Below are 11806 nucleotides of genomic sequence, written 5' to 3'. Positions count from 1 at the left end.
ACCTCCATCGGCAAGGACGGTGCCCACCCACGACTGTGCCGGACAGAGGACGGGAAGCAGGACTGCGCACATGCGGATCGCCATCATCGAGCAACGGAGCCTGGTGCGCCACGGACTCGCCCGCGTCATATCGGCTGTCGAGGGGACCGAACTTCTCCCCGCGCCACCGACCGCGGCGGAGTTCGCGGCCGCCGGCATGACCGCCGATGTCATCCTCTACGGCCCTCCGCGCACCGGCCCCGGTGCCGCGGCCGGCCCGGAGCCACGGCCCGGCGCGGCGCGCGGTTCTTCGCTCGGCGCAGACGCAGACGCAGACGCAGACGCAGACGTCGACGCGGCCGGCGGGTCCGATGCCCACGCCGACGGGCGCTTCGTACCGGCGACGGGGTCCATCACCCGGCTCGCCGCCCGTGGCCGGGTCCTCGTGGTCCGGGACACCGTGGCCGCCCATCCCATCCTCCCGGTGATCCGCGCCGGGGCGCTGGGCTGTGTCACCGAGTACGTGGAGGAACGGGAACTGCTGCGCGCCGTCGAGACGGTGAGCGAGGGCGGCCTGCACATCTCGCCCTTGCTCATGCCCCGGCTGTACGCCGAACTCGCCGACCGCGCGACCGGTTCGGAGCCCAGACCGCTGGCCAGGCGCGAACAGGAGACCCTGCGGCTGCTCGCCGGCGGCCTCACCCACGGCCAGATAGGTCGCAGGCTCGGCCTGACCGAGGCGACCATCAGCACCTACGTGAAGCGGATCCGGACGAAGCTGGACGTCGGCAACAAGGCCGACCTGACCCGCCGGGCCATCGAGCTCGGGCTGCTCTCCGAGCCCTCGCGGGACCCCCGGCAGGACGCCGTTCCGAGCGCCGCCCGCTAGCCCACCGCCCCGTTCCGTGGCCCAGGTCGCGCTGCCCGGTACGGCACCGGCCGTGCCCCGGCCCCGTGTCGTACCGCCGGGAAGGCCGTCGTGGGGCTCGGGCCGGGACGGTCTGCGCGGCGCCCCGCGCCTCGGTCTCACAGGTGGCTGCCCAGACCGGACAGCATGTCGAAGACACCGAAGGCGGCCACGGTCAGCGGGATCGCCAGGGCGCCGACGACCGTGCCCGCGTTCCCGAGCCAGCCGGGCCGGCCCGCGCCGGCCGACTCCGGCCGCATGAGCCGCCGGAACCCGTACGCCACCAGGACCACGGCCACGGCCATGACTCCCGCGAGCCCGGCCACCGGGGGCAGCCCGAACCGCTCGGGGGCGTTCAGCAGCAGGAAGAACACGCCCACCGCACCGGCTGCCCCGACCGGGGCCACCTCGCTCACGGTGACCGCCTGTCCGGCCCGCAGCAGCAGCCCCAGCGCCAGGGCGGCGGCGATCGCCGGACCGTAGGGGGACGCGGTCCCGGCCAGCAGGGCCAGCGAGACGGCCAGGGTCAGCGACAGCAGCCCGCTCCACACCAGCAGCAGCCGCATCGCGTTCCGCACCGCGGCCTCCAGCGCCGGTCCCGACGCGGGCAGCTCCCGTCCGGAGTGCCGGTATCCGGTTGCCGCGACCCGGCCCGCCGTCCCCGGCGCGACCAGCAGCAGCGCGAAGGCCAGCAGTCCGGCGACGGCCGCGCTCCGGTCGAGGCCGGTACCGGTCAGCGCGAGGACCACGGTGGGGACCGTCGCGGTGAACACCACGAGCAGTACGGCGGCGGTCACCGCGTTCAGCGCGGCGGCACAGGCCAGTACGGCCCCGATCAGCGCGCCGCAGGTGACGGCCGCGACGGCGCCGCCGGTGATGCCGGAGCCGCCGGGCGCCGCACCGGCCGTCAGACCGAGGCCGGCCATCGCGAACGCGGGCACCGCGCAGACCGCCAGGGCCGTACGCACTCCGACGGGTACCGCCCAGCGGCGTTCACCGGCGACCCAGCCCAGCACCGGCAGCAGCACGCCGAGGAGCAGGCCGCAGACGCCCAGCGCGGTCCAGGAGACCAGCTCGGCGCCGTCCGTACCGCCGTTCACGGTCCGCCCGAGCAGGACTCCGGCGGACAGCCAGACGAGCCCCGACAGCAGCACGACGACGGCCCGGGACCGGGTGTCCCAGCGGCGGTCCAGCAGCCGCTCCGAGACCTCGGTGACCTGTTCGGCGACATCCCGGACCACGGGTTCGTCGTACTCGTCGGCCAGGAGGTCGGTCAGGTGCAGGACCTCGCCGTCGGTCACACCGGACTCGGCCAGGGAACGATCGGGAGGCAGCGGGACCGCCGGCCCGGCCCGCAACGACCATGCGACGGGCATCAGTTCGTCGTCGTCCGCACCGCACAGCCCGGCCACCCCGTCGATCCAGTCGGTGATCGGCACGTGGGCGGGTACGGCGAGGTCCACCTGCCGGCGCTCGGCCACCACGGTGATCCGGCAGTGTTCGTCGGCCATGGGTGCCGGTTCCTCTCGGGGTCGTGAAAGGGCCTCCTGCCCCGGGGAGGCGGAGGCCGTGGCGCCGGTCCGCAGGGGACGCGGTGCCGGATGGTTCAGTTCCTGGTGCGCCAGGTGGAGACGTTGGCCCACTCGGCGTTGGAGTAGTTCGCCCAGTTGACGTTCAGCGCGTGCGCGATCCGGCCGAGGACACCCTCGGGTCCGAACAGGCCTTCGGCCGCCATGTTCCACTCGGCCTGGAGCACTTCGTAGTACTCCTTGGCCTCTCCGGTCCAGGTCGCCGCGAGCGGCTGCAACTGCCTGATCAGAAGGGACAGCTCCTCGCTGATCTCCGCCGCCCTGCGGTTGATCTCCGGTCCGGCGGTGGACAGGTCGGCGTGGACCAGGATTCTGCTGTCTTCGATGCCCGTCACAGTGATCTCCGTTCTCCTGGCCGGCGTTCAGTCCAGCCGGGCCGAGGGCAGCTCGTTCTCCAGCGCCTGGAGGTTCCGCATGGCCGTGGCCTCGGCCTCGGAGTAGTTCAGGTGGGTGCTGGAGAGGCCGTCGGCGATCTCGTTGAGCGCCTGGTTGAGCATCTTCGCGTAGACGTCGTACTCGGCCATGTACGTGTCGAATGTCCGCTGGGCGATGCCCTGCCAGACCTGCTCCAGGTTGACGACGTACGTCCGCAGGGTGGAGAGCTGCGCGTTGATCTCCTCGGCCGTCGTACGGCAGGAGTTCTTGGCAGCGGTCACCATCGCCGGGGTGACTACGTAGTTCGGCGTGCCCACTCGGTCGGCCTCCCGTCCCGGCCGGTCCGGGCCGGACCGGCGCACCGCCACCCTGCCAACCCACCCCTCCAGGATCCAGTTCCCCGTTCGTGCCCCCCGCCGTCCCCCTTCGGGTGTCCCCCCGCCCCGGAACCCCACGCGCCCCGGGGCGGCGCGGCTCGCGGACCGGCGTCCGGCACGGCCGCCGTCCGGTCCCCGCCGACCCGCTGGGCAGGGGAGGCGTCCTCGGCGGAACGGCGGCGGAAGTCCGGCGACGCCGCCGGCCGGGGGCGATGCGTTACGGGGTGCGCCCCTCGGCCTCCGGCCCCCGGACGTCCAAGGGCTCGTACGCGAACCAGTCGAAGTGGACGGTGCCGCTCGCGGCGTACAGGCCGATCACCCGGCCGGTGAAGCCGCCGGTCACCTCCGTGGAGAGGTAGCGCCCGTCGAGGGCGCCGAGCACGGTGAACGTGCCGTCCGGCTCCTCGAAGCCCAGGGACACCGTGTCCGGTCCCGTGCACGGGCCGAGGGGCGGCCGGGTGGGTACGGCGTCGATGCCAAGGACCACCGGACCGGGGGGCGCGGGGCGGGCCGCCACCACCGTGCGCAGCGGGCCGATCCGGGCGATCAGCCGGATCTCGCCGCCGCCCGCCTCGACCGCGTAGTGGTGCGCCTCGTCGAGCCGCACCGCGAGCCCGCCGTGCCCGTCCGCCGCGTCCACCAGGGTGCGGGCCCGGCACGACAGGTGCTGCTGGCGGCGGCCGGTGAACACGGCGTCCGGGTCGTCCAGGGTGCCGCCCCGGCCGTGCAGGGTCAGCCAGCCGGGGCGCTCCTTCGTCCCGGCCCGCCCGGCGGTCGAGCGGCGGGGCGAGATCCAGTACGGGCGCGGCTCGGCCAGGTCGAAGTCGTCCCGGGCCGGCGCGTCGGGAGCGGGTGCCAACGGCCAGGGAGGGGCCGGGAGTTCGGTGGACACCTCGCCGACGACGGGCCAGCCGTCCACCCAGGTCACCGGGGCCAGGAAGGTCTCGCGGCCGAGCACGTGCCAGCCGGGGGTGCCGCCGCCTGGCCGCACGCCGAGCAGCACCAGCCACCAGGAGTCGTCCGGCCCCTGCACCAGGTCGCCGTGTCCGGTGTTCTGGACGGGGTGCTCGCGGCCCCGGTGGGTGAGCACCGGGTTGTCCGGGCAGGGCTCGAACGGTCCGGCGGGCGAGGGCCCGCGCGCGACCGACACCGCGTGCCCGCGCTCGGTGCCGCCCTCGGCGATCAGGAGGTACCAGTGGTCGCCGATCCGGTACAGGTGCGGGGCCTCCGGCGCCTTCGCCCCGGGCGCCCCGGACCAGATGCGGCGGGGTTCGCCGAAGGTCTCGCCGGTGTGCGGGTCGATGCGGACCTGGGAGACGCCGGCCACGGTGCACCAGCAGGTGCCGTCCTCGTCCCAGGCCAGGTCCGGGTCGATGCCGGGGACGCCGGGGAGGGGGACGGGGTCGGACCAGGGGCCGGCCGGGTCGGTGGTGGTGAAGAGGAGGTTGCCCACCTCGACGTTGGTGACGACGAGCCAGAACCGGCCGTCGTGGTGGCGGAGCGTCGGCGCGTAGACGCCGCCGGAGGCCCGGGTGCCGGCGGGCAGGTGCAACTGCTCCGGCCGGTCGAGGACGTTGCCGATCTGCGTCCAGTGGACGAGGTCGCGGCTGTGGAAGAGGGGGATGCCCGGGAAGTACTCGAAGCTGGAGCACGCCAGGTAGTAGTCCTCGCCGACCCGGCAGACGCTGGGGTCGGGGTGGAATCCGGGGATCACCGGGTTGCTGACGGTGGTGCCCGTCTGGTCTCGGACTGGCATGGCATCCGTTCCTGTACGTCGCGCGGGCGTGCTGCCGGAGGCGGTGGCGAAGCGGCTCCGTCGAAGCGCTTCGACAACGGGGCGACCCTAATGACCCGCTGGGCGCGCGACAAGGGGCGGGCGACGGCGGTCTCGGAAGTCCCGTCCGGAACCCGCGTCGACCGCGTCGCGGAGCCGGCCGGCCGGGACGTTGTCCGCCGCGCTCGCCTCTCGCACCCGGCCGGTGGAGCCCGCCGGGCCCGCTACCGACCCGCCAGCGCGGTGACCAGGGCCACCGCGTCCCCGAGGAGGGCCGCCTCGGCCGGGGTCGTCGTCGGGTTGTGGGCGCGCCGGGCGGCCGCGTCGGCGAGACGGGCGGCGGGGACGCCGTCGTCGGCGACCAGGCGCGCCATCAGGGCGGTCACCAGTTCCCGGGCCCCGTCCGCCGCCGGGTGGCCGGGGTCCACGGCCACCTGCGCCAGGAGCAGCGCCGACATCGCCCGGTCCAGGGCGGGCGGGCCCTCCTCGGTGTTGCTCCAGTCGATGACCACGGGCCCGTCCGCCGTCAGCATCACGTTGTCCGGGTGGAGGTCGAGGTGGAGGACGCGGTCCTCGGGGTCGGGCGAGAGCCGGGCCGGGACGGTGTGCAGATCGGCGAGCAGGCCGGCCAGCAGCGCGGCGCCCTCCTCGGCGCCGACCGCCCCGGACAGCAGGGACTCCAGCATCGTCGGACCGTGCAGGCGCTGGAGGACCAGGTCGCCGGGGCCGGCCGACGGGGGCCGCGGGCCCAGCCGGGGCACCGGGTAGCCGGATGCCGCCAGGTAGGACATGACGGGCAGTTCACGGGTGGCGTCCAGCCCGTCCCGGTAACGCCGCAGGACCCACGCCTCGTCCAGCTCGTACACGTCCGCGTTGCGTCCGCTGCCCAGCAGTTGGCCTATGCGCATGGGGGGAACCTACTCGCGCCCCGTGTGCGAGGGGAGCCCCGGCCGACGCCGTCCGCCCCATAACGCGGTGCGATGGGGCGGACGGGATCTCCTGCAGCTGACGTGTACGCGGCTACCTTGGCGGCGATTCCCCGAAGCGCTTCCCCCGGCAACACCCTGAAGCGATTCCTCTGAAGCGATTCTTCTGAAGCGATTCCTCTGAAGCCAAGGAGAGTTACGTGGAGAGATCCATGCTCCGCAGGCGGGCCCTGGCCGCGTGTACCGCCACCGTGGCCGTCGGCGCGCTCGCGCTCGCCGGGCTGACCGGCACCGCGTCCGCCGGCCCCGCCTCCCACGCCCCCGCCCCCGCGGCGGACGCCGCCCACCTCTCGCCCGGCCTCCTGAAGGCCATGCAGCGGGACCTCGGACTCACCGCCACCGAGGCCCGCGGGCGCATCGCCGACGAGTCGCGGGCCGCCGCCCTCACCGCCGGGCTGCGGTACTCGCTCGGCGACCGGTTCGCCGGGGCCCGGGTCAGCGGTGACGCCGCGGACCTGACCGTCGCCACCACCGACGCCGCGGACGCCGCCCGCATCACGGAGGCCGGCGCCCGCGCCGAGGTCGTCGACCACAGCCTGGCCGAACTCGACGCCGCCAAGGCCGCCCTGGACCGGGTCGCGCTGCGCACCGCGCCGAAGGGCATACCCGCCTGGTACGTCGACGTACGCAGCAACCGCGTCGTCGTCCAGGCCGGCGAGGCGTCCGCCGCCGACGCGTTCCTCGCGAAGGCCGGCGTCTCCCGGGACCTGGTGACGGTCACCCGCTCGACCGAGCGGCCCCGCACCTTCGCGGACCTGCGCGGCGGCGACGCGTACTACATGAACGGCTCGGGCCGCTGCTCCATCGGCTTCCCCGTCAAGCGCGGCACCCAGAGCGGCTTCGTCAGCGCCGGGCACTGCGGCACGCCGGGCGTCTCCACCAGCGGCTACAACCAGCAGGCCCAGGGCTCCTTCCAGGGCTCCACGTTCCCCGGCCGCGACTACTCCTGGGTCGCCACCAACACCAGCTGGACCCCGCGCCCGCTGGTCAACGGCTACGGCAACGGCGATGTGACGGTCACCGGCTCCACCGAGGCGATCGAGGGCTCCTCGGTCTGCCGGTCCGGCTCGACGACCGGCTGGCACTGCGGCACGGTCCAGCAGCGCAACAGCAGCGTCACCTACCAGGAGGGCACCGTCTCCGGGGTGACCCGGACCAACGTGTGCGCCGAACCGGGCGACTCCGGCGGCTCGTTCGTCTCGGGCAGCCAGGCCCAGGGCGTCACCTCCGGTGGCACCGGCAACTGCTCGCAGGGCGGCGTGACGTACTTCCAGCCGCTGAACCCGGCCCTTCAGGTGTACGGCCTGACCCTGGTCACCAACGGCTCCACCACCCCACCGGACCCGACCGACCCGCCGACGAACCCGGGCGGCACCTGGGCGGCCGGGACCACCTACGCGGCCGGTGACGTCGTGACGTACGGCTCGGCGAGCTACCGCTGCCTCCAGGGCCACCTGGCGCAGCCCGGCTGGACCCCGCCGAACGTCCCGGCCCTCTGGCGGGCCCTGTAACACCGCGGCACCCGCCCCTCCGGCGATCGAGGAACGGGCCCGGGGCCGCCGTCGGCCCCGGGCCCCCGCACCGCGCACGTGCCCTTCCCCACCATCCCGAGGAGTCCGTCAGTCATGCCCCCAGCCTCCCCCGAGCCCTCCGAGAGCAACGAGCCCACCGCCCCCGCCGAAGCCGCCGGCGGTCCGGCGATCAGCCGCAAGTCCCTCCTCAGGGCCGCGCTCGTGGCCACCGCCGTACCGCTGTTCGCGGGCGGCGGGGTGGCGCTGGCCCGCGACGCCGGGAACACCGGCCGGCCGCTCGCCCCGACCCCGGACTGCGACGACGGCGACGAGCCGACGCACGACCAGATGGAGGGCCCGTACTTCAAGCCGAACTCCCCGCTGCGCACCAGCCTGGTGACCGCGTCGACGCCCGGTGTGCCGCTGACCGTCAGCGGTTACGTCTTCGGACGCGAGTGCCGGCCCATCCCCGGAGTGCTGCTCGACTTCTGGCAGGCGGACACCAACGGCGCGTACGACATGAACGGCTACGCCTTCCGCGGCCACCAGTTCACCGACCGGAACGGCGCGTTCACCCTCACCACGATCGTGCCGGGGCTCTACCCGGGCCGTACCCGGCACATCCATGTGAAGGCCCAGGCGCCCGGTTCGGGCATCCTCACCACGCAGCTGTACTTCCCGGGCGAGCCGCGCAACAGCACCGACATGCTGTACGACGCGGCGCTGCTGATGAACGTCCGGGCGGCGGGCTCCGGCAGGGAGGGCACCTTCGACTTCGTCCTCGACGTCGCCCAGGACCCGACGGACCCGACGGACCCGACCGATCCCCCCACCGACCCGCCGACCGGACCGGGCGGCACCTGGACGGCCGGGACGTCCTACACCGCGGGAGACCGCGTCACCTACGGCGGGGCCGCGTACCGCTGTCTGCAGGCTCACACCGCCCTGACCGGCTGGGAGCCGCCGCATGTCCCCGCGTTGTGGGAACGCGGGTAGACAGCCGGACGAGCGGGCGGCCGATCCGCCGCGCCACGTGCCCCGGGCTCTCTCCCCGGGGCACGTACGGCGCACGGCCCGGGTCCGAGGGGGCGGGCCCGGGCCGGCCGCTTCCCCGTTCTCACTTCGCGTCCGAGTAGTGCTCCACCACCGCCGTGGTGAACGGGAACCGCACCGGTGTCTCGCCGAAGACCGTCCGTCCGGCCAGTTCGGCGGCCTCCCGGATCGCCGCCGCCACCGTCCCGGCCTCCGCCGCCGGGCAGTGCACGATCACCTCGTCGTGCTGGAAGAAGACCAGCTCGGCCCGGAGCCCGGCCTCGGCGATCGACCGGCGCAGGGCCGCCAGGACCAGCAGCGTCCAGTCCGCCGCGCTGCCCTGGACCACGAAGTTGCGCGTGAACCGGCCGCGCGCCCGGGCGTCCGACGAGGCGTAACCGGGCAGGAAGCCGTGGCGCCCCTCCTCCGTCGGTTCGGCCTCCTCCTGCGGGAGCCCGGCCTCCCCGTCCTCCCCGCGCCCGGCGGCCGGCGGGCTGGTGCGGCCCAGCCAGGTGCGTACGAGACGGCCCTCCTCGCCGGCCTTCGCGGCGTCGTCCACATAGGCCACCGCGCGCGGGAACCTGCGGCGCAGGGCCGCCAGGTTCTTCAGGCCGTCCCCGGACGTCTGCCCGTAGACGGCACCGAGCAGCGCGATCTTGGCGTGGTCGCGGTCGCCGTGGAAGGCGCGGTCGGACAGCGCGGTGTAGAGGTCGCCCTCGTGGCCCGCCACCTCCATCAGGCCCGGGTCGCGGGAGATCGCGGCCAGCACCCTCGGCTCCATCTGGTCGGCGTCCGCGACGACGAGGCGCCAGCCCTCGTCGGCGACGACGGCACGCCGGATCACCTTCGGGATCTGGAGCGCCCCGCCGCCGTTGGTCGTCCAGCGCCCGCTGACCGTGCCGCCCGGCTGGTACCCGGGGCGGAAGCGGCCGTCGCGGACCCAGTCCTGGAGCCAGCTCCAGCCGTGCGCCGTCCAGATCCGGTACAGCTTCTTGTACTGGACCAGCGGCCGGACCGCCGGGTGGTCCAGCCCCTCCAGCTCCCAGCGGCGCGTCGAGCGCACCTTGATCCCGGCCTGCGCGAAGGCCCGCACCACATCGGCCGGCAGATCCGGGCGCACCCGGCGGCCGAAGGCGGCGGACACCTCGTCGGCCAGCTCGGCCAGCCTGCGGGGCTCGCCCCCGCCCGCGTACCGCTCGCCGAGCAGTTCGCGCAGCACCTCGCGGTGGACGTCGGCCCGCCAGGGCAGGCCCGCCCGGTTCATCTCGGCGGCGACCAGCATCCCCGCCGATTCGGCGGCCGTCAGCAGCCGCATCCGGTCCGGCCGGTCCGTCGTGTCGTGCCGGGCGAGTTGCGCCGCGTACACCTCGGTCAGTGCGTCGAACGGCAGCTCCGGGCCCGAGGACGGCTCGAACAGGGAGGACTGGGAGCCGGGCTCCGCGGGCCGGGGCGGCGGATCGGGCGGCACCGGCCCGCCGCGCAGCCGGGCGAGCGCGGCGGCCGCCGAACGGGGCTCGCCGAACCGGCCCTCGTGTCCGAGCAGCAGGGACTCGGCGGCCTCCACGTCGTAGGCGCGCTCCACCCGCACTCCGGCGGCCAGCAGCCGCGGGTAGACCTCGGCCGTCGAGCGCCACACCCAGCGGGTGACGTCCGGCCGGGAGCGGACCGCCCCGGCCAGGTCCGGTTCGGTGAGGACCGGGCCCGCGGGCCGGCCGGAGCGGTTCAACGGGGCGAGGCGGGCGCCTCCGCTCTCCGTGACGGCCAGCGCCCAGCGTTCGGTCATGCGAGCGAGTCTGGCACCCGGCACTGACATTGATGCTGATACCCAGGTTCCGGTGGTCGTGGCTCGGGCACGGACTGACGCAACGGCCGGGAGCACCGGACCGCCCTCCCGCTATCGGTCGCGTGTTCGATATCCACAGGCTGTGGACGGCGGGCGCCTACCCTGAGCGCATGGAATCGGTGATCGACCAGGCGTTCGCGGCCGCCCTCTACACGGAGGGCGACGCCGGTCTCGACACCGGCGCCTCGCTGCTCGCCGCCGCCCCGGAGGCCGACGCGGAGCTGGTGCGCCGGGGCGAGGAGTTCGTCCGGCGGGCCTGGGAGCGCGGCTGGCTGCCCGCCGACGTCGTCCGCATCGTCCGCCGCGACCTCGGCGAGCACGCGGCGGGAGTGGCCGCCGGGCTGATCGCCTCCGAGGTCCGCCGCTACGACGAGCTGCCGCCGCGCTGGCGATCCCAGCTGGACGAGCTGCCGCCCGCGCCGCCGGCAGGCCGGCCCGACCGGTTCTCGTACGCCTCCGCGCTCCTCGCGCTCCACCGGCTGCTGCTCGCCCTGCCGGTCGTCGAGCCCGTCGGGCCCCCGCCGGGTGCGGGGCGCGAGGCCCTGCACCGGCCGCCGGCGGCCGGTGAGCCCCGCATGCTGACCCGCATCCGGGCCCTGCTGGCGAAGGCGGAGGCGACCGGGTATCCGGAGGAGGCGGAGGCGCTGACCACCAAGGCGCAGGAGCTGATGGCCCGGCACAGCATCGACGAGGCCCTGCTCGCCGCCCGTACGCACGGCGACCGCACCCCGGGCGCCTGCCGGATCGGTGTGGACGCCCCCTACGAGACGGCCAAGGCGATCCTGCTGGACGCGGTGGCCTCGGCGAACCGCTGCCGGGCCGTCTGGAACAGCGAGCTCGGCTTCACCACGGTGGTGGGCTTCGAGGCGGACCTGGAGGCCGTGGAACTGCTGCACACCTCGCTCCTGGTGCAGGGCACGGCCGCGATGACCCGGGCCGAGGCCGGCCAGCGGGCCGGCGGACGCAAGCGGACCAAGACGTTCCGGCAGTCCTTCCTGATGGCGTACGCCCAGCGCCTGGGCAGCCGGCTGGCCGACGGAACCGCCCGCGCCACGGCCGAGGCCGACGCGGAGGGCGGTACGGACGCCGGTTCCGGGCTGCTCCCGGTGCTCGCCGCACGTGACCTGGCGGTCAGCGAGACCGCCGAGCAGATGTTCCCCCGCACCACGACCACCCGGGTCCGGGGCGCCACCGACCTGGACGGCTGGACCCACGGGACCCGGGCGGCGGACCGCGCCCGGATGGGCGGGCAGGCGCCGGGCATCAGGGGCTGAGCCGCCGGGGCCGGGACCGTCCGGACCGGGACCGTCCGGGCCGGGTGCGTCCAGGCCGGGTCCGTCCGGACCGGGACCGTCCGGGCCGGGACCGGTGGTCCCGCTTCGGCGGGAAGCCGGCCGGATCCGGTCCCGACCGCCCGCTCCCCGGAGCCCCGC

The 11806-nt window shown here is 75.0% G+C and carries 10 protein-coding genes; 4 read left to right on the top strand and 6 right to left on the bottom strand.

Annotated features, from left to right (window positions below; genetic code table 11):
- Positions 1 to 70: 70 nt before the first annotated feature.
- Positions 71 to 868, top strand: coding sequence for a response regulator transcription factor (locus ABZ564_RS08370; protein WP_360851548.1), 798 nt, complete (start codon positions 71 to 73; stop codon positions 866 to 868).
- A 137-nt stretch (positions 869 to 1005) separates the two neighbouring features.
- Here the strand turns inward: ABZ564_RS08370 and ABZ564_RS08365 are convergent, their stop codons facing one another.
- From ABZ564_RS08365 to ABZ564_RS08345, 5 genes are all read right to left on the bottom strand, one after another.
- Positions 1006 to 2397 (bottom strand): EsaB/YukD family protein, encoded by a 1392-nt coding sequence (locus ABZ564_RS08365; protein ID WP_360851545.1) that lies wholly within the window; start codon positions 2395 to 2397, stop codon positions 1006 to 1008.
- A 95-nt stretch (positions 2398 to 2492) separates the two neighbouring features.
- Positions 2493 to 2810, bottom strand: a complete 318-nt coding sequence (locus ABZ564_RS08360; protein ID WP_360851542.1) for a WXG100 family type VII secretion target — start codon at positions 2808 to 2810, stop codon at positions 2493 to 2495.
- 27 nt (positions 2811 to 2837) lie between these two features.
- Positions 2838 to 3167, bottom strand: coding sequence for a WXG100 family type VII secretion target (locus tag ABZ564_RS08355; RefSeq protein WP_360851539.1), 330 nt, complete (start codon positions 3165 to 3167; stop codon positions 2838 to 2840).
- A gap of 277 nt (positions 3168 to 3444) precedes the next feature.
- Complete coding sequence (locus ABZ564_RS08350; RefSeq protein WP_360851535.1) at positions 3445 to 4983, bottom strand: glycoside hydrolase family 43 protein; 1539 nt, start codon at positions 4981 to 4983, stop codon at positions 3445 to 3447.
- 242 nt (positions 4984 to 5225) lie between these two features.
- A complete protein-coding gene (locus ABZ564_RS08345; RefSeq protein WP_360851532.1) occupies positions 5226 to 5909 on the bottom strand; it encodes a phosphotransferase in 684 nt (227 codons plus the stop codon).
- Between the two features lie 230 nt (positions 5910 to 6139).
- Between ABZ564_RS08345 and ABZ564_RS08340 the strand changes: the two genes are divergently transcribed.
- Entirely contained in the window at positions 6140 to 7498 is a 1359-nt protein-coding gene (locus ABZ564_RS08340; RefSeq protein ID WP_360851714.1) for an alpha-lytic protease prodomain-containing protein, read from the top strand.
- Between the two features lie 114 nt (positions 7499 to 7612).
- Positions 7613 to 8494, top strand: a complete 882-nt coding sequence (locus ABZ564_RS08335) for a carbohydrate-binding protein (protein ID WP_360851529.1) — start codon at positions 7613 to 7615, stop codon at positions 8492 to 8494.
- 121 nt (positions 8495 to 8615) lie between these two features.
- On the opposite strand, the gene ABZ564_RS08330 is transcribed toward ABZ564_RS08335, so the two are convergent.
- Positions 8616 to 10313 (bottom strand): bifunctional 3'-5' exonuclease/DNA polymerase, encoded by a 1698-nt coding sequence (locus ABZ564_RS08330; RefSeq protein WP_360851526.1) that lies wholly within the window; start codon positions 10311 to 10313, stop codon positions 8616 to 8618.
- A 170-nt stretch (positions 10314 to 10483) separates the two neighbouring features.
- On the opposite strand from ABZ564_RS08330, the gene ABZ564_RS08325 reads away from it, so the two are divergent.
- On the top strand, positions 10484 to 11647 hold the full coding sequence (locus tag ABZ564_RS08325) for a DUF2786 domain-containing protein (protein WP_360851523.1): 1164 nt from the start codon (positions 10484 to 10486) through the stop codon (positions 11645 to 11647).
- Positions 11648 to 11806 lie beyond the last annotated feature (159 nt).

It is taken from the genome of Streptomyces sp. NPDC019224 (genome assembly GCF_040632605.1).
Taxonomy (GTDB): Bacteria; Actinomycetota; Actinomycetes; order Streptomycetales; family Streptomycetaceae; genus Streptomyces.
Note: the sequence above shows the minus strand (reverse complement) of the source record. Positions and strands in the feature narration are given on the sequence as shown.